At 57.0% G+C, this 23,124-nt stretch carries 17 protein-coding genes; 8 read left to right on the top strand and 9 right to left on the bottom strand.

The window, feature by feature from the left end; translation table 11 throughout:
* The first annotated feature begins 192 nt into the window (after positions 1 to 192).
* Both CR159_RS07670 and CR159_RS21410 read left to right on the top strand, forming a co-directional pair.
* Positions 193 to 462 (top strand): ribbon-helix-helix domain-containing protein, encoded by a 270-nt coding sequence (locus CR159_RS07670; RefSeq protein ID WP_102073432.1) that lies wholly within the window; start codon positions 193 to 195, stop codon positions 460 to 462.
* Positions 459 to 749 carry a type II toxin-antitoxin system RelE/ParE family toxin gene (locus CR159_RS21410; protein ID WP_143705453.1) on the top strand — a complete coding sequence of 97 codons (291 nt, stop codon included), beginning with the start codon at positions 459 to 461 and terminating at the stop codon, positions 747 to 749. The genes CR159_RS07670 and CR159_RS21410 overlap by 4 nt, the downstream gene beginning before the upstream one ends.
* On the opposite strand, the gene CR159_RS07665 is transcribed toward CR159_RS21410, so the two are convergent.
* The 7 genes from CR159_RS07665 to CR159_RS07635 form a co-directional block, all read right to left on the bottom strand.
* Complete coding sequence (locus CR159_RS07665; protein WP_102073431.1) at positions 717 to 2,228, bottom strand: ArnT family glycosyltransferase; 1,512 nt, start codon at positions 2,226 to 2,228, stop codon at positions 717 to 719. The genes CR159_RS21410 and CR159_RS07665 overlap by 33 nt on opposite strands.
* Positions 2,212 to 3,261: a glycosyltransferase family 2 protein gene (locus CR159_RS07660; protein WP_102073430.1), complete on the bottom strand. Its 1,050-nt coding sequence runs from the start codon at positions 3,259 to 3,261 to the stop codon at positions 2,212 to 2,214. Before CR159_RS07660 ends, CR159_RS07665 begins: the two co-directional genes overlap by 17 nt.
* Positions 3,262 to 3,504: 243 nt before the next feature.
* Positions 3,505 to 4,788: a sensor histidine kinase gene (locus tag CR159_RS07655; RefSeq protein WP_102073429.1), complete on the bottom strand. Its 1,284-nt coding sequence runs from the start codon at positions 4,786 to 4,788 to the stop codon at positions 3,505 to 3,507.
* A complete protein-coding gene (locus tag CR159_RS07650) occupies positions 4,788 to 5,495 on the bottom strand; it encodes a response regulator transcription factor (protein WP_102073428.1) in 708 nt (235 codons plus the stop codon). Before CR159_RS07650 ends, CR159_RS07655 begins: the two co-directional genes overlap by 1 nt.
* Before the next feature lie 241 nt (positions 5,496 to 5,736).
* Positions 5,737 to 6,147 (bottom strand): PIN domain-containing protein, encoded by a 411-nt coding sequence (locus CR159_RS07645; protein WP_102073427.1) that lies wholly within the window; start codon positions 6,145 to 6,147, stop codon positions 5,737 to 5,739.
* Entirely contained in the window at positions 6,134 to 6,367 is a 234-nt protein-coding gene (locus CR159_RS07640; RefSeq protein WP_102073426.1) for an AbrB/MazE/SpoVT family DNA-binding domain-containing protein, read from the bottom strand. The genes CR159_RS07645 and CR159_RS07640 overlap by 14 nt, the downstream gene beginning before the upstream one ends.
* Before the next feature lie 188 nt (positions 6,368 to 6,555).
* The gene (locus tag CR159_RS07635) at positions 6,556 to 7,887 is read right to left on the bottom strand and encodes a PepSY-associated TM helix domain-containing protein (protein ID WP_102073425.1); all 1,332 of its coding nucleotides are present in this window, start codon (positions 7,885 to 7,887) and stop codon (positions 6,556 to 6,558) included.
* A gap of 258 nt (positions 7,888 to 8,145) precedes the next feature.
* Here CR159_RS07635 and CR159_RS07630 point away from each other — a divergent pair, with 258 nt between their 5' ends.
* The gene (locus CR159_RS07630) at positions 8,146 to 10,311 is read left to right on the top strand and encodes a TonB-dependent receptor (RefSeq protein ID WP_102073424.1); all 2,166 of its coding nucleotides are present in this window, start codon (positions 8,146 to 8,148) and stop codon (positions 10,309 to 10,311) included.
* A gap of 51 nt (positions 10,312 to 10,362) precedes the next feature.
* On the opposite strand, the gene CR159_RS07625 is transcribed toward CR159_RS07630, so the two are convergent.
* Entirely contained in the window at positions 10,363 to 14,373 is a 4,011-nt protein-coding gene (locus tag CR159_RS07625) for a peptidoglycan-binding protein (protein ID WP_158238520.1), read from the bottom strand.
* 431 nt (positions 14,374 to 14,804) lie between these two features.
* On the opposite strand from CR159_RS07625, the gene CR159_RS07620 reads away from it, so the two are divergent.
* The 4 genes from CR159_RS07620 (at position 14,805) to queC (ending at position 20,477) form a co-directional block, all read left to right on the top strand.
* Entirely contained in the window at positions 14,805 to 17,204 is a 2,400-nt protein-coding gene (locus tag CR159_RS07620) for a catalase (protein ID WP_102073422.1), read from the top strand.
* A 61-nt stretch (positions 17,205 to 17,265) separates the two neighbouring features.
* On the top strand, positions 17,266 to 18,735 hold the full coding sequence (locus CR159_RS07615) for an MFS transporter (RefSeq protein WP_102073421.1): 1,470 nt from the start codon (positions 17,266 to 17,268) through the stop codon (positions 18,733 to 18,735).
* A gap of 65 nt (positions 18,736 to 18,800) precedes the next feature.
* Entirely contained in the window at positions 18,801 to 19,703 is a 903-nt protein-coding gene (locus CR159_RS07610) for a ChaN family lipoprotein (protein WP_102073611.1), read from the top strand.
* Between the two features lie 66 nt (positions 19,704 to 19,769).
* Complete coding sequence (gene queC / locus CR159_RS07605) at positions 19,770 to 20,477, top strand: 7-cyano-7-deazaguanine synthase QueC (RefSeq protein ID WP_102073420.1); 708 nt, start codon at positions 19,770 to 19,772, stop codon at positions 20,475 to 20,477.
* 14 nt (positions 20,478 to 20,491) lie between these two features.
* Here queC and purT read toward each other — a convergent pair whose 3' ends face one another.
* Positions 20,492 to 21,697, bottom strand: coding sequence for a formate-dependent phosphoribosylglycinamide formyltransferase (gene purT / locus CR159_RS07600; RefSeq protein WP_102073419.1), 1,206 nt, complete (start codon positions 21,695 to 21,697; stop codon positions 20,492 to 20,494).
* Positions 21,698 to 21,854: 157 nt separating this feature from the next.
* On the opposite strand from purT, the gene CR159_RS07595 reads away from it, so the two are divergent.
* A complete protein-coding gene (locus CR159_RS07595) occupies positions 21,855 to 23,099 on the top strand; it encodes a CynX/NimT family MFS transporter (RefSeq protein ID WP_102073610.1) in 1,245 nt (414 codons plus the stop codon).
* Positions 23,100 to 23,124: the final 25 nt, after the last annotated feature.

Raw genomic sequence — 23,124 nt, 5'->3', positions numbered from 1 at the left:
ATCGGGTTAGGGCGTTGTGTTAGCACTCAGCCACTACGAGTGCTAATTATAAGGACGAAGTCGATATCTTCAAGGGGGGCTGGCAGATTTGTTACGTTTGGATACGTTAGCGCGCCAATATTGGTCGATTGTCATTGAGCTTGCAAATTATGTCACTCAGTTTGCAACTCCTACTATTTTACGGAGCTTGTCATGCGAACAACTCAGCAAATGAGTATTACTTTGCCTAAAGAAAAGGCTGAAATAATAAAGGCCAAGGTTCGTGTCGAAGAATATGCGTCCGAAAGTGAGGTCATCCGTGATGGCTCAGGTATTCTTCAGGCGCATGATCGAGCCGTGGAAAGTTGGTTGATCGGCCATATTGGTCCTGCCTTCGATGCGTTAAAGGAAGATCCGGCCAGAGCCGTAGCTATCGAGAGCGTGCGCGACCGCCTTGCTGCTGAACATAACAAGACACGATGAACTACCCCGTTGTCTTCGCTCCCGAGGCCGAAGATCAGGTTGTCGCCTTGTACAACTACATCGCTAAAGCGGCCTCGCCTGATATCGCTAAGCGGTACACGGATAGCGTCCTGAGCTATTGCGAGAGCTTTCAAAGCTTCCCCAATCGTGGCTACCTACGCAATGACATACGCCCTGCAAACTCAGTGCAGCAAAGTACGAAAATTGCCGGAGCGGCGTTGCCAAACTCAATGACAATCGACAACATGCGAGCTTTACCGCTGATTTTTGGATGCTTTTACCAGTAAGTAGCGCTTATTGGAAAAGATTATGCTCGGCGATTGGCCGAAGATTCTGGCAATAACGTCCTGTTGCTCTTTAGGAATCGCCAAATAGAAAGGGGTTCCATCGTCGACTGCGTGCTTGAGGTGGCTTTGTGTGGTTTCCTGAACTCGCCCGTGTGAATAGAACTGTGCCGAGAACGGCGGCTTCGAGAGATACAGTAACGGTAGGGAGGGCTCATCGCTTTGCATGGCGTAACGCACCAAGCTTCGCTCTGTATTCCTCAAGTCGGGATCGATCCAAACGATCGTACTGAACACAAGGGCCGCCACAGGAACAACAACCGCTGCCGATAATAACTTGCCCTCCAGAGAGGCGAACCGCTTGCACACCTCGATGGTAAGCATAGCAATAAGGATGCTAAGTCCGGCCAATGAAGGAAGCAGGTAAGTCCAAAGAATATTGGCGGAAAAGGTAAAGAAGAATGGCGTGAACAAAGCACCCGTCAGCCAATAGCTGAACAATGGATCTTCAGCGACGCTCCGCACAGCCGATCGCAAGCGCGCACTGCGCATTGCGCCGAATACTACCGCCACCATCAGTACACCCCACGGGAACGACGCCTGCAACCAGTAGAGCCATATCGTTCCATATACCCGCCTGTGGGCCGATCCATACAAATCGCCTGCCCAGCCCGGATCCAGGAAGCGGCGAAAGTGCTCGCCCACGATGAAATAATCCAGGAACCCAGGTGTCTTGATTTCGGCCAGGATATACCAAGGCAAACTTAAGGCCGCCACCAGGAGCAGCCCTTTACTCCACGGCAAGGATGCGGCCAGCGAAACCCTCTTTCTATTCAGAACATACCAGACAAATATGGGTGCACAACTCAGTACCACAGCCAACGGCCCTTTTGCCAGAAGGCCGATAGCCAGGCCGACGAAGAAGCCATACGACCACCACGCAGTCTGACGTTTATGCTTTGCGTCGGTCGTTTCACCGCTTTGGTCGCCAGGGATTGTCAAGGCAAGGCCGCAGGGTTGTACGGCCATGGCAAAGGAAACCAATGACAGGGTAGTGCCAAGCGCCAGAAAAGGATCAGTGAGGACGGCACCCGAACTGATATAGGTTAACGCGCAAGTACTGTAGATGATGACCGTCCATAGTGCGACCTGCGGTCCCCGCAGCGCTCTCAGCCCGGTCAATAGTATGGCATTGGTTAGCAGTAGGCATATCCACGACGGGAACCGCCCGGCAAATTCAGTAACGCCAAACGCCTTCATTGACAAGGCTTCAGCCCAAAACGAAAGAGGGGGCTTACCCCAGAAGGGAACTCCCGGACTAAACCAGGGTGTTATCCAATCCCCCGATTGAGCCATCAGCCGAGCCATCTCTGCATAGCGAGGCTCGCTCGTGTCATAAAATGGGATGACCGTCATCGAGATCAGTGGCAGTAGCAGCAATGCTGCCAGCGTAGCCCACGCGGTTTTACTTGTACCGGACATAGGTCTCTTTTTCCATCGACGCGAACGCGGCAGTTGGTGCCGTCTCATTTGCTGACTTTCCTCGTCGCATCACATCGCGCACCAAGTACACGGGTCGTTGCTTTGTTTCGTAATAGGTCTTGCCGATGTACTCGCCAAGCAAGCCGATCGACAACAGTTGCACACCGCCCAGGATGGTGATCATGGAAATAAGCGAAGGATAGCCTTGCACGGGATCGCCCAGGAAAAGCGCCTTGATAACAATCCACAGGGTGAACAGGATGCCGAATAACGCGGTCAACAAACCTCCCCCCATGGCCAGACGTAGCGGTGCCGTTGAGAAAGAAGTAATACCTTCGAAGGCAAGATTGAAAAGGCTTAGGTAGTCCCATTTGGTGACGCCCGCAGCCCGTGGCATGCGGTCATATTCAATGATGGTGGTAGGCAAGCCTATCCAGGCAAACAAGCCCTTCATGTAGCGGTTCCGCTCGTTCAGCTGTTTCAGCGCATTGACGGCCTTGCGGCTGAGCAAGCGAAAGTCGCCAGTATCAGTAGGAATGTCTACGTCACTGATGGCGTTGAGCACCCGGTAGTAGCGATGTGCGCTGTACCGCTTGAACCAGCTCTCCCCCGATCGTGAGCGGCGACGCATGCAGACCACGTCCACGCCGGCCTTCCAGGCTTTGAGCATTTCGGGAATGAGTTCCGGAGGATCCTGCAAGTCGGCATCCATGATGATGACTGCATCTCCCGTGGCATGATCAAGACCTGCAGTCAGCGCGGCTTCCTTTCCGAAGTTCCTGCTCAAGAATACGGCCGTCACGTTGGGATCTGCGTCGGCCAGCCGGCTCATGGTGGTGGGTGTGCCGTCACGGCTTCCGTCGTCGACCAGTACGAGTTCGTACGGAATAGCCAGGCTGGCGAGTACAGCGGTTAGACGCTCATACATCATTGGGATGACTTCGTACTCGTTATAGAGCGGAATCACCACTGACAACTCGGTCTTGCGATTCCTTCGGAACTCAAGGTGCCGGCTTTCGACCAAAGCATTCATGGAACACGACCTTTTTGTAAACAATGAAATTCTTGACTGCGACGGCAGCGGTGCTGCAAATCTGCGTCGAGCTGACGGCCACTTGCTGCTTGGAACCCATCCTCGACGAGCAAAACCATCACGGTCGAACGAATGAGGGTCGCCAGTCGATGCGATGGAAGCAAGAATACGAGTATCGACAACAAGAATTCGTCAAGCAAAAATCAATAATTCATCAAGGCTGCTGCCGGGCAGAAATGTCGTTCAAGTTTTTCTGCCTCGGTCGCTTCGACCCGGAATCAGGCGGATTCTTGCGCCCTTGTTGTCTGTCTGGCCTATATTGAGTTGCCAGCCCAGCCTTTCGGTGATCAGCGTCACAATGTATAGACCTAATCCATTGAGTGTCGATTCGTCATGCGCGATTTTTCGTTCGCCCAGAAGAATCGATTTTTGGTCGGCAGTAAGCCCCGCCCCTTGGTCTTCGATTTCAATGAGACCTTCCGATATCGTTACGCGGATATCGCTTTTGGTGTGCTGGATGGCGTTTTGTATCAGGTTCCGCAACAACATACGCACCATGACGGGATCTGCATGTACCGTCATTGGGAACCGGGCGTCGAGCGTCACACGGTCTCCCGCGTGGTGGCTAATCTTCAGATCGTCGATGACCTGCAGCAAGCCGGAACGTACGTCAAACACTCCCTGAGTCTGAGCGGTGGACTCACGGCGAGCCAGCGTGAGCAAAATATTGACGTTGTCCCTCATTTCGTCACACGCGCTACGCACACGCTTGAGTGTGGCCCGGTCATTTGGGGTGAGTTGATCGCGCAACTCCAGAATATCGAGCGCACCCGACATGACCGCGATCGGAGTGCGCAATTCATGGCTGGCCAGGTTCACGAGGGATTGTTCTCGTCGCACGTAGGATTCAAGTTCATCCAGGAAGCGATTGAATGTCACAGCGATGGAGTGCAGTTCGGCATCGAAATAGTCGGTTTCCATCCGAGGCATGTTCGGCCCAACTGGAATCCGGCTTATACGCTCTGATAAAAGCTTCAATGGCCGGACAATGCGGCGGCTACTCAATACGGCAAGCAGTAGACTGAATGCGACAATCACCAGCGTCATAATGATCAGGGCTATCTCAAACAGTGCTTCCCGATTCTCAAAGTGCGTGATGTTCTTTGCGACGTAAAGCAGCCCCGTCTCGACGGTATTCACTGCGACCAGATATGTCTCGGATCCCTGTGTGATTTCCGCTGAATAATTGTCAGGCAATCCCTGGAATACCGGCGGCAAGACCGCGGGGCGAGGCTTACCCGAGGGTACGAAAACAACGACGAGATTTGGTGTCTCCCAGACAAGTACGTCTTCACCCGTGTTGTTCATCAAGATGAAGTCACGCTCTTGCGCAAACTCCACGTCAAGCATGGTGTGCTCAAGATCTTCGTTGACGAGAAGCACGGTCATCACCATCGCGATCATGCTGACCACGCTAACCGTCAGTATGGCGCGATAAACCCTGCGGGAGATCGATTTGAGTTTCATTACGCGTCTTTGTTTGGCGCCAGGAGCCTGTAGCCACGCCCATGCATGGTTTTGATCATCGGGTACTGGAACGTATCCTGCAGCAGCTTGCGAAGTGAGTACACATGGGTACGTAAGGTATTCATATCAACCTCCCGTTCACCCCAAACCGTATCCTGGATTTCAGCGTATGAAAGGACGTTAGGGTACGCCTTGATCAATCCTTCGAAAATCCGCGCCGCCGTGCCGGACAGCTCAAGTCGTTCTCCACTTTCCGTACTCACCATAAGTGTGCCGGGATCAAAGCAGATGCCCGGTACTCGAATCTCCGGAGTTCTGGAGAATCCTGCCTTGCGCCGGTATAGCGCATCGACCCTTAATTGCAGCTCGCGCAGATTAAACGGCTTGACAAGATAATCGTCTGCGCCGACGCTGAAGCCCTCTTCCTTGTCTTGTAGCTGGTCCTTTGACGTCATGATAATGACTGGCGTCGAGCAGCGAACATCGTTGCGGATACGGCGGCATATCTCGAACCCGGAAAGCCCAGGAAGCATGACATCCAGGATGATGACGTCGTATTCGTTGGTCGTAATGAGATGAAGTGCCGTCAAACCGTCGGAAGCGAAATCAAGGATGTAGCGCTGATCATCGAAAAATTCGAGCAGGTTGGTGGCCAAGCCTGCGTGATCCTCCACGATCAGCATTCTTATGGCGTGCTTCAAGGACATGGCGGTCTCGTCGGATAGAGGTTTTTGTGAACAAAGCAGTCGCCCACATATTTCCTCGCTTTTTCATGCTCACTCTTGAGGCACGAAACGTCAAGAAGGGATCTGAGGTCGTCATGCCCGATAAGTTTGATTCAATTGAGCTTAGCGTAAGAAAGATATGAACAAAAAATCATCAAATAAACATCAAGAAAATATCAAAGCCGGAGAGCTCTGGAAGACTTTCGAAAGATGAATGTCAGGCTTACAAGAATGGATTCTTTAAATTCAATCCGTCTTCCAGACGCTGCCCGTGGTTCATATCTTCGCTATAGAGCGTCTGGCAACCTGTTGCGGCCGCTGCTGCGACGATGCACGCATCGTAGAAAGACAGTTTGTGCCGCTCTGCGATCAATCGGGCCCGGTCATGGATAGTTTCTGTGAGAGGAACAACCTTGCAAAATTTCCGTACAAGCTCGAGGAACTGTGTGATTTCATCCCAGTTCATACAGAGTTTGCGACGACAAACATGCGTCACCTCATTGAGCACTTGCACGCTGATGACCGGCCCGGCTACCAATAAGTTTTCAGCCCTGTCCGCTTTGGTCGAGTCGCCTGAGAGCAAGTACAACACCACATTGCTGTCGAGGAAGTGCTTAAACCTAGTCTCGCGCATTAGCTTCATCCCGATTGAAGCGAAAATCTGCCGGTAGTTTGCCTCTGAAGGTGCGCAGACGCTTCAGCAAGGCATCGGATCCCGGTTTCTTTCGAACAGCGAATGTGCGTGCATCGTCTACGATGATCTCGATATCGTCACCCTCACGCAGCTCCAGCGCTTCTACCAAGCTGGCGGGAAGGCGCACAGCCAGGCTATTTCCCCATTTTGCGACCTGCATGCTTATGCTCCGTTGATTGATATACATTAAAATTGTATATCTTTCAGGAATATATTCAACAGCTGAGCTTAGGATCTCGCGCCAGAAAGCCTCTTGGCCCCCGGCGAGCAGCTTAGGGAGTTTGAGCGTCTGAAATCATGGTGAGCAGCACCGGCTGCAGCCCACTCTCCCTCATAGATGGTAACGGATCAGCGGCGTCCCCATTTCCACGCTATCAATCCTACGGGCACAGTAAGCGCCGCCCATGACAGCGTGTCGGGCCAGCCGTCGCCCACCAGTGCGGCTATCAGGCCGACCAGTGTGATCAGGGCAATGAGGAATGGGGCTTGCCACATTTGCCGTATGTTGTTGTGTACGCTTTTGCGGTCATTACCTACCGGCAGGCGGCTTATGCGCTGGCTTCCGTTGACCTGAGCACCCTGGGCCGCAGCGCTACGGCCACGAGCCAGCCAAAGGTACAGGCCGCTGCCCAGCACGATAATGGTGATGATATCCAGCGCCGCCCAGAGTATCTTCATTGGCAGGCCTCCGTAATCGCCAAAGTGCAGCGGCTCCGAAATAAGCAAGGTGATCATGTACCAGGGCAGGGGGCGATTGTCCGTGACTTGCAGCGTTCGCGCGTCCACCAATACAGGTTTCAACAGGCGTGACGTCAGCGGCTCGGTTCCGCGCATGAACACGGCATAATGATGCGGGCTGGACATGCTTGATCCGGGATACGCCACAAAGCCCAGCTGCATGTTGGGTTCAAGTTGCTGGGCTGCGCTGACTGCCTGTTGGAGCGACCCGGCCCGTGCGACGGGCGGTTGGCCGGCATACGGTGCGACCATCTCGGCCATCTGGTCGGCTCGCCATGCATTGACGATCAGCTCCGCCCAAGTAGTGATCATTCCCGTGCCGCCGACCGTGCCGACCCATACTATGGTCACGATGCCCAGCAGGTTGTGCAGGTCCAGCCATTTCAGGCGGGGATTGCGATCACGGCGGACCTCGCCGAAACGCAGTCGCCGCATGAAAGGCGCATATAACACCACTCCCGATACGATTGCCGTCAGCAATAGAAAAGCCATCAGGCCAAGGAACAGCTTGCCGGGCAGGCCTAGAAACAAGTCGGTGTGCAACTCCAGCATGAACGCCATGAAGCCGCTACGCTGGGCCGATGGATCCAGTACCTGGCCGGTGTAATAGTCCACCGTCACTGTCGTGTGGGCGCCTTCGCCGGCGACCGTATCGGCAAGGTTCACATACCAGAATCCATCGTCGGTAAAGTCGCCCAGGAACATGACGGCTTTATCGGGAGCCTGTGCTTTTGCCGCCGCTACGACATCATCCAGATTCGCCATGGGAAGGCCGCTTGCGGCCGTCGTGTGCTGCACACCTTCGTTCAGCCAATGTTCGATCTCATGCTCGAAAATGAGAGGCAGGCCGGTAAGGCACAGCATCAGTAAAAAAACTGTGCTGACCAGGCTGGCCCATTTGTGTACAAAAGACCACTTGCGCAGCGCTACTGGAGACAACATTATCAGAACCCGACAGCGGTCGACGGCACGGCTGCGCCCCGCGTGGCATGGCCGGGAAAGATAGTGAAATTGAAAGACAAATGACCGGTCATTAGGGTTTTCCAGGTACGGGGGTCAACAGAGAATTTCTGATTTTAATTTATTGATAATGGTATTGAGAACGATTACTATCACCGTGTTTGCAAAATTATACATAGATCGACAAAGCAATCGCACGAATTTCGTTTCCCTTCCTGATTTCTATCCATAAGAGCTCTCATGTCCCATCGCCCCTTATTTCGCCCGTCCTCATTGCGTCCCTTGACCGCTGCCGGCCTTTTGATCGCGTCGGGTGGTGGGGCGATAGCGCAAACGACAACACCCGCCACGGTACTGCCTACAGTGACTGTCCAAGGCAGCCAGAGTGCTGTACAGATGCAGCCGCCCTATGCGGGTGGGCAGGTGGCGAAAGGAGGCGGCCTGGGCTTGTTGGGCACGAGCGATGCAATGGACACTCCCTTCAGCACGGTCAACTACACGTCTGAATTGATAGAAGATATCCAGGCCCGTACACTGGCCGATGTCATTACCAATGACGCGTCGGTGCGTACGACCACGTCCACAGGGGGATTTGGAGAGGATTTCCAAATTCGCGGCTTCAGCGTCACTTCCGGCGACGTGGGTTTGAACAGCCTCTATGGCCTGTTGTCCTCCAACCGCGTGCCGATGGAATTGGTCGAGCGTGTCGAGTTGCTCAAGGGACCCGGTACGCTCATGCGCGGCATTCCGCCCAACGGAAGCATAGGCGGCAGCATCAACGTCGTGACCAAGCGCGCCCAGGACGAGCCGCTGACACGCCTGACCACTACCTACACCAGCCAGTCCAACCTGGGCGCACACCTCGATGTCGGGCGACGGTTTGGCGAGAACAACGCCTGGGGCATACGCTTTAATGGCGTGGTGAGGGGCGGCGAAGCATCCATCGATGACGGCAAGCAGGACCTGGGCTTGGGCGCGCTTGCGCTGGACTACCAGGGGGATCGTCTGCGTTGGACCTTGGACGCCATCTACCAAGATGAAGATGTGGATGACTTCCGTGCTCAGATCGCATTGCCGGACGCCACCGATATCCCGGCGGCGCCTGATGGGCGCATTACTTTCTACCCGGGCACCACGCTGACTCAGCGCGACAAGACGATTGCTTCACGGGTGGAGTACGACTTTACCGACAACCTGACGGGCCATGTTGCTTTGGGCTACCGGGATAGCGTCGTGAAGCAGGTCTTCCCGATCTCCGTCAACCCGGTCACGCTTGCACGTCAGGGTGTGGACGCCGATGGTAATTTTGGCGTCATGAACTCCTACTATGACTCCTACACCAAAACCCTCAGCGGCGATGTTGGCCTGCAGGCTCGTTTCGATACGGGAAGCGTTGGCCATACGGTTGCCCTCGGGGTGACGCGCATGAGCCAGGAAGGAGGTAACGGTTACTCGCCGGGCACGACGGCGGTCGCCTCGAACATTTACCATCCGTCGCCGCTCCCTGCGAATGCGCTTATGCGCAATAGCATGCAGCGTGCCTCCGAGACCACACTGGACAGTATCGCGATTGCCGATACGCTATCGTTTGCACAAGACCGTGTGTTGCTCACCGTGGGTGCGCGCAAGCAAACCGTTGATGTCGATAGCTACAACACGGCGACTGGCGCAAAAACCGGCAACTATAAGGCCGATGCCATATCTCCGGTCGCCGGCATTGTCGTTAAGCCGACAGACAACGTTTCGGTGTACAGCAACTTTACAGAAGGCCTGACGCGCGGCGCAATTGTCGGCGCTACTTACGCGAACGCAGGCGAAGTGCTCAACCCATACAAATCCAAGCAGTATGAGGCCGGGGTCAAAGTCGACTGGGGCCGCATAACCACCACGGCGGCCGTTTTTCAACTGGCACGGCCAGCGGCCCAGGCCGACGATGCGAACGTCTATGGTTATTTCGGCGAGCAGCGCAATCGAGGTCTGGAGCTGGCCGCCTATGGCGAGGTGCAGCCTGGCCTGCGCGTGATGGCTTCTGCGGCGTTCACGCAGGCCACGTTGACCAAGACGCAAGGTGGCGTCAACGAGGGCAACAGGGCACCGGGTGTGCCGAGCCGGACTTTCAATCTTGGCCTGGACTGGGATACGCCTTGGGTAAACGGCCTGAGCCTCAATGGACGTGTCGCTCACACTTCGTCAAGCTATACCACCGCGGCCAATACGCGGACGCTGCCAGCAGTCACCACGTTTGATGTGGGCGCTCGCTACCGGACAACGGTGGCAGGGAAAGCTGTGGTATTGCGTGCCAATATCGATAACCTGACGGATAAGAGGTATTGGCTTGCCAACGGTTCCTTTGCGACCAACGCAGCCGGACGCACCGTCATGCTGTCGGCGGCGGTCGATTTCTAGTATCAGGCAGGCTTTTGCCATCGGCATGGTGCCGATGGCCCGGCGAGCGCGTCAGAACTTAATGCCCGACGCATTGACCCGCGACGCGCCGCTTGTACCGTCTTCTTGAGGCGCCCGCTGCAAGCTGTCTCGATTTCGAGAGTATGCCTTCAAATATGGCCCTATATCGGTCAAGGTCATTTCAATCCAGTCCATGGAGGAAGCTTTCATGCCACGGTTGTGCGCACGTGATGCATCGAAGTTCAGTTGGGCTGTCAGGATAGGGCCACATTCGGTGAGGGCGCTAAACGATGGATTTGTCGGATCAAAGTAAGGGGCGGGGTACGCCGCATCGAGCATGGGTTTGCCGTCACCCGACTTTAAATCGGTCATGGTTCCCTCATCCATCCACGTCACGGACAAGGCATTAGCCTGACCATAGCGATAAATGGGCTCGCAATGATGTCCTGCGGGGGTGCGCCATATGTTTCTGTTGCCGGCCTGTACGTCCTGGTACGGTCCCGGCTTCCCATATTTTTCGCGTAGTGCCGATGCAGCGTCGGCTTCGCCGACAGTGGCCGCCGGAACATAAACGCGCCGCCACGCGGCCAGGACCTTGCGGTCAATCGCGGGCGGCTCGTCGATAATGGCAATCAGCTCGCGTCCGTCGGCCGACACAAACAACTTTCCCGACTTGAGCGGACGCAACATGCCTGCATCGGTAACCGCGGCGTGATTGCGCTGGCCCTCGAACACACGCCCAACGTCCATATGCTGGCGTATGATTTTTTCGGCTTCGTCGAACGACATTCCCAGTTGCAGGCCTACCATGTCAGGCCCATAGGGGCCATCGGTCGCTGCCGGCGTTGCGGCTTCAAGGGAGGCGTGAAAGCGCTTGATAATTTCATTCAACGACAATGCGGGATCGGGTTGCAGGCGATCCACTTCCCGGCCGGCGTTATCGAAATAAGCTATTTCTAGCAATTCGCCCTCGATGACTACCCCTTCCTGGCTGCTTGGCGACTTTGAACCGGCTTCTTTGTAGATGTCGAGTAGTTCCTTGGGCAGCAAATCGGTATGACTGGGCCTGGCGTCGGTATGGTTGATGCCTTTGATCTTGAAGACGGCATTTGCCATGGGCTGCTGAATCGACGATGCGCGGTCTATGGTGGTGGACGGAATAGAGTTACTCATCCGCATATAAAAAGTCGCCGGATTTGTAACGCCAAGGTTTTCATCTTTTCCTTTGCATGATCTGCCGATGGCTTGCGTAAAATCGGCGACCTCGACAATCGCCCGCATCGCGATGAGCTGTCTTTCCTCCGACGGGGTCCATCCCGATTGTCCGTCCTTGAGCGCCTGTTCGCGGCGACTCGTGTCGACATTGATTCGGGTTGCCGTGCTAGACATCAGCCACCTGTCTTCATTCGTGCCGATAAAACATCCGAAACGCGACCAGTCCATTTTCTTTGGTCCTGCGGGCTGCAATCCATTCATCATCGGGACCTTGATCATTACTTGTTGTGGAACAGTCGGTAATGCCTGGGTGGCCCACGTGACGAATTGCGGGATGATCGGATGTATTTCGTCGAGACTCGGTTGCCGTTTCCCACGAACAAAAAACCTGCCGCCCATGGGCGACGCTTCGGTGTTTTCGAAGCGCCAGCGCCGGGCAATGATATGTGCCATGGCGGCTTCCGACAGGTTTTCGCCCACCGCCCTGGCAACCATCAAATCGATAAGCGCCGGTGACAGCACGACCGACTCGGGTGAAAGTGCCACTGGATTGTCCGATACCGTTACTTGTCCCGCGGTGATGAAGCTTTTGTCATCGAGTTTGGGAACATGGTTGAAGGCGTGAGTCGTGACCGTGCCGAGTCCGCTCTCAAGCGTCAAACTCAGGGGCTCGAGACGAATAAGAATGGCTTGGCGGCCTTCGCTTCCCGTTACGGTTTTTATGGCGGCTGTACGAAACTTCGTTTGCTGACGGAGGGTATGTGAAAGGTGAGGCCGAACCTTCGACGGTTCGAGCTCGACGGTATAAAGCGATTGCTGGTTCGGTATGGCGAGCAGGAAGTCCTGGTTTGCTGGTTTCCAGAGCGTTACCTGGTCTGTCTGCAGCCCTTCGCTTTGGAGCACATTGTGATAGGAAGCTGGGATCCTGGCACCCAATCCAGTCATCGCATTGTAGGCGTGTTGGCGGCTTTTCGTGAGTGTCCCCGAGCCTGCATGCTGCGTGATTGCGACTTCGTCGGGGAGGCCATTCTTGAATGCCGTGGCCCACTGCTCGAGCTTGGCCCGGTTGGCGGCGCTTATTGGCTCCATGTTGCCGGCTCTGTATCCCTGGGGGTTGGGAAAGAATGGACGCCTCGAATCGCCATTGCCCATCGACGTATCAAGAGTCTTCGAGTTGGCATAGTTGGCGCGGTCCCGTTGCCACACGGAATCCGCCAACTGCGTCCAGGTTTCTTCGCTGACCGGCTTGTCGCCATGCTCGATGGTACGCAATAACGCATAGATGCGGTCAAATTCTACCGGGGCCTGAACATCCAACTTTTCGGGGATGGCCCCTCGCACGAAGGGCTCAATGAGTGCATTGACCGGAAAATCATAGATTTTCTGCTGGAGTTGCGGGTCATAAAGCGCCAGCGATAGCACGTTGACGTCCATACGCTTGGCATCGGCGTCAATGCCCGATATCTCGACAATTCCGACAAGGCTTACACTTCGTGGGCCGGTACTGGTTTCCCTGCTGTACTTGTCGTGGACAGGCCACGCGGCCACCATGCTGATGAAGCCACGTGCAGCGTCGGTATCCATGGAAACGATCGAGTCCGGCCAGATAGTCCGATCGGATATACTGGGCGCCCAGCGGGATCGTCCACCGCCAAGATCACCCATCAGCTTTCCGACAGACATAATATCTTTCAGGGAAGGCACAAAAGGGAAGCCGCCTTTTTCCACGCTGTGCGACTGGAGGTTCACCTTGCCGACAATTGCAACACGGAAAGGCGGTGCCGGAGCAAAGTCCACCAACGCCTTCAGGTAGCGGTCATGAAAGGCTTGACGCGTATCACTCTGTTGGAACTCGTCCCGTCCAAGCCAGCATGAGTTGTAGCTCGATTTAACCAGATACTTGTCGACCACCGACTTGGCCATCAACGATCGAACCAGCGGACACTCGGCACTTTGAAAATAGCCGGGGACTTCCCTCAGCATAAGCAAGGAAAAGAATTGGTGGCTCGTTGGGTACTCCATAATGGGGATACCCTGGAAGAAGCGCAGCTTTACCGGATTGATATCCTGAGGGGGATGGAGCAGCCTGCGCAAATCATCACGTTCGCCTCGAACAGCAACGGTTTGCCCTGCCTCGGGGCCTGCAGCGGCAAACGGAGCGTTTCCTGACGCAGGCGCAGCTACGACAGATCCCAAAGCCGAAGGGACGAAGGGCGAGATCTGCGCCGACGTGCTACCGGCCACTTGAAGCGCGGCAAGCCGGTTGGAGTACGCCATCTGAATGCAGTCGGAGTCTCCGGCGCATTGATTGCGTTGCCTGATCCATCCTTTCTGATCGGCATTGATTTGTTGAGCAAGCGCTGGCTTGGCCCCGGCAAGCAGACCGTTATACAGGGTGGAAAGCAAGGAGTCCAAGCCGCTTAATGCGGCATTGTTGCAGATAGCCAGTTCAGTTGAGGTCGAAGCTCGAGCACAATCGAAACTTGGCTGCGCCGTCGCGACCGGTGGCGGGCTGACGTCGGCTCCGGCCGAATTGCCGGCGGCGAGGTAGGGGGCGGCGTCGTTGCCCGAGCGTTGGTGCACGGCGCTGAGCGTATTCAGGCTTTGTACGTCCAGCCCGCCAGACTCGCGAAGGCCAAAGTCCCTACGGAAGGCGTTGAGCGCATCCACGGTTTTTCGGCCAGCGGCACCGTCCACCGCGCCGACGTCGTAGCCCATGTCATTCAACATTTGCTGCATCTGTAAGACCTGGGCCCGGCTGATTTGAAGATTTTTCGGCGTAATCGGCTGCTGCGCCGGGGCCGGCGCGGGCGCCGGTGGCGGAGCGCTTGGATACGTTCTGATCACGGGAGCTTCTTGTGTTCGAGGCGGAGGGACGAATATCCTGAGCAAATCATTGATATTCTGGGCATTTGCCGGGACCGCCCAGCACATGGCCAGTACCAGCACTCCGGCATACGCAGCGATATTCCTGCATGGAAGGTGCCCCGATCCAGCGGGCCGGTGGTACTCGCCTAAGAAACTGTATTTTTTCATGTCTCACCCCCCGACTTTCTCTCGATATGTCCGTAGCGACATTTTTTTGTGCTTGAGATCGCTTTAGGAACCCGTCAAGTGTTGAGGAAAGTAAGTAATGTGTCCATCCGCTATTTGTCCCTGTCACTTTTCTTGCCTGGGTCCGGGACTTGCTATGCATCGCCTCCGTGCACCTCATTCGCTGTCGCTCGGCATTGTGCCAGCCAGCCCAGAGGTGACCGTATAAGATAAAGGAGATCAGCATGCCAACCACGCCGCCGCCCACAGGCAAGAACCATCCGAAGCAGAAGTCCGCGGATAGTGCTTATAAAAATACCGACAGTGGTCCGGCTTTGCCGCCCGACCCGGGCAACCCTGATCCCGCAGCCCGCAAGGCGAGCGATACCGCCGGCATGGCGAAGGACATGCCTTTCAATCCGACCAAGCCTAATGAACACGGACATGAAAATGCCTTGTCGCCCCTGCGTGGCGCCACGTCGCCCTCCGCCACTCGCGAGGCGCTCGCCAGCACTCCTTCGGAAAAGAACCAGACGGCCAAATATGGCGATGCGGCGCAACCTGGCGTCAACGCTGCCGGCGGCTCGCTGAATCGCGTTCGCGCCGACTCGGCGGAGCGGATGTTGACGACCAACCAGGGCGTGACCATATCCGACAACCAGAACTCCTTGAAGGCGGGATTGCGTGGCCCCGCGTTGTTGAAGGACTTCATTCTGCGCGAGAAATTGACACATTTCGATCACGAACGCATCCCGGAGCGCGTGGTGCATGCGCGTGGATCAGGTGCCCATGGGTATTTCGAGTGCTACGAGCCACTTACGCAGTACACGCGGGCGTCGATCTTTGCCGAAAAGGGAAAAATCACGCCGGTGTTCGTACGTTTTTCCACCGTAGCGGGTGAACGCGGCTCCAAGGACACGGCCCGCGACGTACGCGGCTTCGCCGTCAAGTTCTATACGGACGAAGGTAATTGGGATCTGGTTGGTAATAACATGCCCGTGTTTTTCATACAGGATGCGATGAAGTTTCCTGATCTGGTGCACGCGGTTAAGCCGGAACCTCATCATGCAATGCCGCAAGCGGCGTCGGCGCACGACACGTATTGGGATTTTGTGTCGCTGATGCCTGAATCGACGCACATGCTGATGTGGCAAATGTCCGATCGCGCCATCCCGCGCAGCTTTCGCATGATGCAAGGCTTCGGGGTGCACACGTTTCGCTTCGTCAACGAGGCGGGCGAATCCGTCTTTGTGAAGTTCCACTGGGACCCTAAACTGGGGACGCATTCACTGACGTGGGACGAGGCGGTGAAAATTTCCGGCGCCGACCCTGACTTCAACCGTCGCGACCTTTGGGAAGCTATCGATGCGGGCGAGTACCCGGAGTGGGAGCTTGGTGTACAAATTTTCACCGAGGAAGAGGCGGAAAAGTACAGTTTCGATGTGTTGGATTCAACAAAGATTGTTCCCGAGGAACTGGTGCCGGTGCAGCCGGTCGGGCGCATGGTGCTCAACCGCAACCCGGACAATTTTTTTGCCGAAACAGAACAGGTGGCATTCTGTGCGGCGCATGTGGTGCCGGGCGTCGATTTCAGCAATGACCCATTGCTCGCAGGGCGCATACACTCGTACATCGACACGCAGATTACCCGGCTCGGCGGCCCGAACTTCCACGAATTGCCCATTAACGCCCCGCTTGCGCAAGTGCACAATAATCAACGGGACGGCATGCATCGGCAAGCCATACACCGGGGACGGGTTTCCTATGAGCCCAATTCGCTGGGCGGCGGCTGTCCTTTCCAGGCCGGGACGGCGGGATTCGTGTCTTTTCCCGAGCCCGTACAACAGGACGAGGTACGCGGCAAGCCGGAAAAGTTTGCGGAGCACTACAACCAGGCCCGACTGTTTTATGAAAGCCAGACCGAATTCGAACAGCAGCATATTGCGGACGCCTTCCGTTTCGAGCTGAGCAAGGTCACCGTCGCTGCTGTTCGCGAGCGGGTTGTATCGATGCTGCGTAATGCGTCGGAGGAGCTCGCCGGCAAGGTCGCCGAAGGCCTGGGCATGCCGATGCCGGATGCTATGCCTAAAGCCTTGGAAAATCCGCCGGCGCCCGAGGTCAATCAATCGCCGCGATTGTCATTGATGGCCCGACCCGGGGATGGCGGTATACGTACACGCAAGGTTGCCATTATGATTGCGCCGGGCACCGATGGCGCCACAGCCTGGGCGATCGCCAACACATTGCAAGCGCAGGGCGCCGTCGTCCGTTTCGTTGGGCCGCGCATTGGTCCCCTGGCCACGTCGGACGGCGACCAAATTGACGCCGATGCCTCGCTGGAGAACCAGCCTGCCGTGCTGTTCGATGGTGTGGTGTTGCCCGACGGAGCCGAAGCGATCACTATGTTGTCGGCTGATGGCCGCGCGCGGGAGTTTCTGCAGGACCAGTACCGGCATTGCAAAACCATACTCGCCCTGGGCGGCGCGGCTCAGTTGCTGAGCCGATCAGGTATCGATGTTGAGGCCGGCCAGGACCCGGGGCTGATTGTCGCTGCCGGCGATGCAACGGAGGCAACGCAGCAGTTTATCCAGGCGCTTGCCAAGCATCGGCATTTCGAAAGAGAAACACAGCCCCCCAACGTGTAGGGCTGCGCGTCCCGGCCGGATAGGTGTCTTTGGCAGTGACGCGGCGCCAAGGAGATCCTGCATGGTTGCTACCACCATTCCCGCTCCAGCTTCACCCGGCACCTACACAGATATCCCGGCGCGCCTGGACCGGCTACCTTGGTCGGCCTGGCACTGGCGAATCGTCATTGCGCTGGGCGTCGCCTGGATGCTCGATGGCCTTGAAGTGACCCTTGTCGGTTCGTTCGGCAGCATTCTGGAGCGGCCCGAGACATTGGGGTTGACCGCTGCAGAAGTAGGATGGGCAGGGTCGCTGTACATTGGCGGGGCGGTAATCGGTGCACTGGTTTTTGGACGGTTGGCCGACCTGCTGGGTCGCAAGAGACTGTTTCTGATCACCCTGGCCGTTTACATGATCGCGACGCTGGCAACGGGCTTTTCCACCGAGACGTGGTTTTTCATCCTGTGCCGGTTCGCGACCGGACTGGGCATAGGAGGAGAATATGCCGCCATCAATTCGGCCATCGACGAACTGGTGCCGGCGCGCGTAAGGGGGCGGGTCAGTCTTGCCATCAACGGCAGCTTCTGGCTCGGCGCGGCGTTAGGTGCAGGCTTGAGTCTGGTGCTGCTGGACGAATCCATCGTGAGGGTCGAGTGGGGCTGGAGGCTTGGTTTCATTCTGGGATCCATGCTGGCCTTCGCGATCGCATTGGTCCGCCGTGACGTACCGGAGAGCCCGCGGTGGTTGATGGTGCATGGCCGGGCCGATGAAGCCGAACGTATCGTTGCCGATATCGAATCTCGCGTTGCCATGGAGCACGGGCCGCTTCTCGCGGTGCCGTCCAGTGCCCATATTCAGCTTGGAGCGGGTGTTGCGCCACGGCTTCGTGAAATCATGCACGTGCTCGTGCACACGTACCGGCGCCGCAGCGCAGTGGCCCTGGCCTTGATGGTCTCCCAGGCTTTTTTCTATAACGCGATATTCTTCACGTATGCCCTGGTGCTCACACGCTTCTACGGCGTGCCCGACACCCGTGTGGGGCTTTATATTTTCCCGTTTGCGTTGGGTAATGTCCTGGGGCCATTGGTGCTCGGACCGTTTTTTGACAAGGTCGGGCGGCGTAAGATGATCGCGCTGACTTATATCCTGGCAGGCGTGGGACTTGCACTGACGGGCTGGGCCTTTCTCGAGGGTTGGCTCGATGCCCGCAGCCAGGCCATTTGCTGGTCGGCCGTTTTCTTTTTGGCATCGGCGGCGGCCAGCTCGGCTTATCTCACGGTCAGTGAAGTGTTTCCACTGGAGATGCGTGCTCTGGCCATCTCCTTGTTTTATGCTGTCGGTACCGGTGTAGGAGGAGTGGTGGGGCCCGTGCTTTTCGGTGCTTTGATCGATAGCGGGGAGGCGGCTGCGGTCGCTGCCGGATATGGCTTTGCCGCATTCCTGGTGATCGTCGCCGGTTTTATCGCATTGCGATTCGCCGTGGCGGCGGAATGTCGTTCGCTGGAGGATATTGCGCCGCCACTCACCGGTGGACACAGGAAACCATCTTAGCGGTGTGCGGAACGCGTGGTCTAAGTGATAATGCGATGAATGTTGACTCGTCCAGGTTATTTCTGATGCTGAAAAAGCCAGTGCCGTACCCGTTCAACGCTTGCCGGCAAGGGGTCTGGCGCCACGTCCTCGCAGGCGCGCTGGCGGTCGCGCTTACTGCATGCGCATCCCAGCCATACGCATACACTGACGTCGCGGAGCTTGCGCAAGCGTTGCCACGATATTCGCAGAGTCTCCTGGGCGAAGTTCACGACAACGCCAAGGGACACGACTTGCGCAGGGAAGCACTGGCCGACGCCATTGACGCGGGATGGCGACCGGTAATTGCCATGGAACAATTTGATCGTGAATTCCAGGCGCCGTTGAACGAAGCCCTGAAAACATGCACCGATGCCCAGTGTGTCATCGCGGCGGCATCGCCGGCCCAGACACAGTGGAACTGGCTTTACTACCAGCCGGTGATCGAGCTGGCCCTGCGCCATCGCCTGCCGTTACTTGCCGCCAATCTTTCACGGTCGGATGCAAGCCGCGTGATGAAATCGGGCCTGACGGCCGTATTTGCGCCGGAGGAACTGAAGGAGCTGGGTCTGGAGCATGGCCCCGATCCTGCCTTGCTGCGGGAGCAAGTCAGGGAAGTCGTCGACGGCCATTGCGGCATGCTCCCCACCGAGCTGCATACAGGCATGGCTACGGCGCAAATTGCGCGGGACGCCATGATGGCTTTGCTGATGCGTCGCGCTGCCTGGTCTGGCGGCACAGCGAGGCCCGTGCCGGTAGTGTTGCTGGCCGGTAATGGACACGTTCGCCGTGACAAGGGAGTGCCCAGGTGGCTGAACGAATTCGAGACGCTGGCCGTGGGTTTTACCGAAGGCGAGGCTCCCATCGATATGTTCGACCGGAATATTGTGATGCCGCCTGAGGCTCGTCCCGACCCGTGCGCCGGCTTGCGGGAGAAGTTCAAGGGCTAGATAAAATGGCCGGGCCCGTGAACTACAATTCAGTGGAAGAACTATCCCTGATTGGAATTCTCCAGCATGTCACGCGCACTCGTACTTTTCTCCGGCGGCCAGGATTCGACGGCTTGCCTGGCCTGGGCTCTTGCCCGCTACACGCATGTCGAGACCATAGGCTTCAACTATGGACAGCGCCATATTGTCGAAATGGAATGTCGCCAAGACGTTCTTCGCGAATTGAGAAACCAGTTTCCCGAGTGGTCCGGGCGCCTGGGCGACGACCATGTGCTGGACCTCAGCCTGCTGGGGCAATTGTCTGATTGCGCCTTGACCGCGGAAAAAGAGATTGCGTTTGCCGATAACGGTTTGCCCAATACCTTTGTGCCGGGCAGGAATCTGCTTTTTCTGACCTATGCCGCGGCGCTGGCCTACCGCCGAAGCATAGACATCCTCGTCGGAGGGATGTGCGAGACAGATTACTCAGGCTATCCCGACTGCCGTGACAACACCATGCAGGCGCTACAGCTCGCCTTGAACTTGGGTATGGATCAGCACTTTCGCATTGAAACCCCGCTCATGTGGCTGGACAAAGCCGCAACATGGCAATTTGCCGACGCAACAGGTGGACAAAAACTCATCGCCTTGACGCAGGAACATACTCATAGCTGCTACCTGGGCGACCGTTCCATCAGGCATGACTGGGGTTATGGCTGCGGAAAATGCCCTGCATGCGAGTTGCGGGCCCGGGGCTACCTGCAATTCATGGCAACTGCTTCCAGGGCTGAATAGCCGCCCTGGCGGGGTCAGTCTCCTCGGCGAGGCTTTACCCGTTGTGCTGCCTCTTTGGCCCGTTCGCGGGCCACGTTCACATTTTCATCGTAGGCAAGCGCCACGCCCATGCGGCGCTTTTCAAAGCTTTCCGGTTTACCGAATAAACGCAGTTCAGTCTGCGGTACGCGCAGCGCATCGTCCACGCCATGGAACGCAATGCCTTCGGCATCGATCTCGCCATAGATCACGGCACTGGCACCGGGACTCTTCAATGCGGTGCTCACCGGCAGGCCAAGAATCGCGCGGGCGTGCAGTTCGAATTCGGTCTGCCATTGGGTGATCATGGTGACCATCCCGGTGTCGTGCGGCCGGGGGCTGACTTCACTGAACCACACCTGGTCGCCGCGAACGAAGAGCTCCACACCGAATACGCCTTGCCCGCCAAGGTCGTCCGTCACGGCGCGCGCTACGTCTTGCGCCTTTTTTAACGCAGTCGGATGCATGGCGTGCGGCTGCCAGCTTTCCACATAGTCGCCAGCGACCTGTGCGTGACCGATAGGTTCGCAGAAATGTGTTTCGACATTGCCGTCGGCGCCCAGGGCGCGAACGGTAAGCAGTGTGATCTCGTAATCGAAGTCGATGAATCCTTCCACGATGATGCGCCCGTGGCTGACCCGGCCGCCGGCCATGGCATAGTCCCAGGCTTGTTGAACGTCTTGGGGGCCGTCGATTTTGCTTTGACCTTTGCCGGAGCTGCTCATGACGGGTTTGACCACGCAGGGATAGCCTATGCCCTTGTCGATCGCCGCCTGCAACTCTTCCAGCGAATCGCAGAAGCAGTAAGGACTTGTCGGGACACCCAGTGTTTCCGCCGCCAATCGGCGGATCCCTTCACGGTCCATCGTCAGTCGCGCTGCGCGTGCGGTGGGTATCACCCGTAGCGTGCCGCCAGCCTCGAGATCTTCAAGCATCGGCGTGGCGATGGCCTCGATCTCAGGTACCACGAGATCGGGTTTTTCGGCTTCAATCAGCGCCTTGAGCTGTTCTGGGTCGCTCATGGTGATCGTTCGTGCATGATGCGCTACCTGCTGCCCCGGCGCGTTGGGGTAACGATCTACGGCAATGGTTTCCACCCCCAGCCGTTGCAGCGCAATAATGACTTCTTTGCCGAGCTCGCCGGATCCAAGCAACATGACCCTGGTTGCCGAAGCGGATAAAGGAGTTCCAATAGCGCGCATAGTAGATTCTCGAAGGGGGAGTGAAAACTGGAATTGTACGTGGTCGACAAGCGCGATGGCTTCCTGCACGGCGGCCATCGGTTTCAGTGTTGGCTGTGCACGCTATGATGAGAGGCACGGCTATCGTCGGCCGGCCCAAAATAATGATCAAGAAGTCATGACCACTGCCGAAAAAAGCGCCGAACGCGGTTTGCATACACGCATGCCTCGTAACCGCGCCGGACAATTCCTGCTGGGCCTTAGCCTGATGCTGATTGCGTTCAACCTGCGCCCTTTGTTTGCCAGTCTTTCAGTCTCGTTGCCCGAAGTCCTGCGGCAAACCGGCCTGTCTTCTTCGGGAGCGGGGTACCTGACCACCTTGCCGGTGTTGTGCCTGGGCGTGTTTGCTCCGCTGGCACCGCGTATCTCACAACGCATCGGTCCGGAGCGTACCCTGCTTATTGTGCTGGTTTTGTTGGCGCTGGGGACAGCACTGCGCGGGTGGGGTGGTACGTATGGCCTGTTCATCGGAACGGCAATGGCGGGCGCGGCCATTGCCACAGGCAATGTCTTGCTGCCTAGTGTGGTCAAGCGTGACTTCCCGAGGCAGGCGGCGCTCATGACCGGGCTTTACACCATGGCGCTTTGTGGCGGTGCGGCTTCTGCCGCCGCCTTCACGCTGCCCATGGTGCATTGGTTCGATGATTCCTGGTCAATCGGCCTTGTTGTGTGGGCGGTGCCCGCCGCAGTGGTAGCCCTTATCTGGGCACCGCGGGCTATGAGCAGCCCGTACGGGCCGGGCCGAGCGGGTGGCAGGCCAGGGGGGCTGAGGCGTGATCTACTTGCGTGGCAGGTTACTTTTTTCATGGGCTTGCAATCGGCGTTGGCGTATTGTGTCATGGGGTGGATGGCACCCATATTGCGGGACCGTGGGCTCGACGGCGTGACAGCCGGTATAGTGGTGTCGGTGTCGATCATGATGCAGGTGGCCACTTGTCTGCTTATTCCCGCCGTGGCGGTGCGATGCAGGGATCAACGCATGATCAATGCAGGACTTGCTCTCCTTGCCGCGGCGGCACTGCTCGGGTTGGTGTTCGCACCCTTGTCGACCATATGGGTATGGGCGATATTGCAGGGAATAGGGCAGGGCGGCCTGTTCGCCATGGCCATGACTGTCATCGTATTGCGGTCGCCCGACTCGCTGGTGGCTGCGCAATTGTCCGGAATGGCGCAAGGTTTCGGGTATGTGCTGGCTGCTTTCGGGCCCTTGCTTGTGGGCGTGCTGCACAGCGCCACGGGCGGTTATGCGGTAACGGGCTGGCTGTTTGCCTTGCTGGGTTTAGGCGCCGCGGTCAGTGGCTGGGGCGCGGGACGCGCCATTCAGGTAAGGCCGGGGCCTGCCCGCAGTCCACAGTCGCATTAATATTTTTCTCGTTTTTAAAGGACCA

Source organism: Pollutimonas subterranea (assembly GCF_002849655.1).
Taxonomy (GTDB): Bacteria; Pseudomonadota; Gammaproteobacteria; order Burkholderiales; family Burkholderiaceae_B; genus Pollutimonas; species Pollutimonas subterranea.
This window is presented reverse-complemented; position numbering and strand designations above follow the sequence as displayed.

Coding starts and splice junctions, on each gene's coding strand:
- CR159_RS07670 (WP_102073432.1), top strand. CDS start 193: ATGCGAACAACTCAGCAAATGAGTATTACTTTGCCTAAAGAAAAGGCT.
- CR159_RS21410 (WP_143705453.1), top strand. CDS start 459: ATGAACTACCCCGTTGTCTTCGCTCCCGAGGCCGAAGATCAGGTTGTC.
- CR159_RS07665 (WP_102073431.1), bottom strand. CDS start 2,228: ATGTCCGGTACAAGTAAAACCGCGTGGGCTACGCTGGCAGCATTGCTG.
- CR159_RS07660 (WP_102073430.1), bottom strand. CDS start 3,261: ATGAATGCTTTGGTCGAAAGCCGGCACCTTGAGTTCCGAAGGAATCGC.
- CR159_RS07655 (WP_102073429.1), bottom strand. CDS start 4,788: ATGAAACTCAAATCGATCTCCCGCAGGGTTTATCGCGCCATACTGACG.
- CR159_RS07650 (WP_102073428.1), bottom strand. CDS start 5,495: ATGTCCTTGAAGCACGCCATAAGAATGCTGATCGTGGAGGATCACGCA.
- CR159_RS07645 (WP_102073427.1), bottom strand. CDS start 6,147: ATGCGCGAGACTAGGTTTAAGCACTTCCTCGACAGCAATGTGGTGTTG.
- CR159_RS07640 (WP_102073426.1), bottom strand. CDS start 6,367: ATGCAGGTCGCAAAATGGGGAAATAGCCTGGCTGTGCGCCTTCCCGCC.
- CR159_RS07635 (WP_102073425.1), bottom strand. CDS start 7,887: ATGTTGTCTCCAGTAGCGCTGCGCAAGTGGTCTTTTGTACACAAATGG.
- CR159_RS07630 (WP_102073424.1), top strand. CDS start 8,146: ATGTCCCATCGCCCCTTATTTCGCCCGTCCTCATTGCGTCCCTTGACC.
- CR159_RS07620 (WP_102073422.1), top strand. CDS start 14,805: ATGCCAACCACGCCGCCGCCCACAGGCAAGAACCATCCGAAGCAGAAG.
- CR159_RS07615 (WP_102073421.1), top strand. CDS start 17,266: ATGGTTGCTACCACCATTCCCGCTCCAGCTTCACCCGGCACCTACACA.
- CR159_RS07610 (WP_102073611.1), top strand. CDS start 18,801: ATGCTGAAAAAGCCAGTGCCGTACCCGTTCAACGCTTGCCGGCAAGGG.
- queC (WP_102073420.1), top strand. CDS start 19,770: ATGTCACGCGCACTCGTACTTTTCTCCGGCGGCCAGGATTCGACGGCT.
- purT (WP_102073419.1), bottom strand. CDS start 21,697: ATGCGCGCTATTGGAACTCCTTTATCCGCTTCGGCAACCAGGGTCATG.
- CR159_RS07595 (WP_102073610.1), top strand. CDS start 21,855: ATGACCACTGCCGAAAAAAGCGCCGAACGCGGTTTGCATACACGCATG.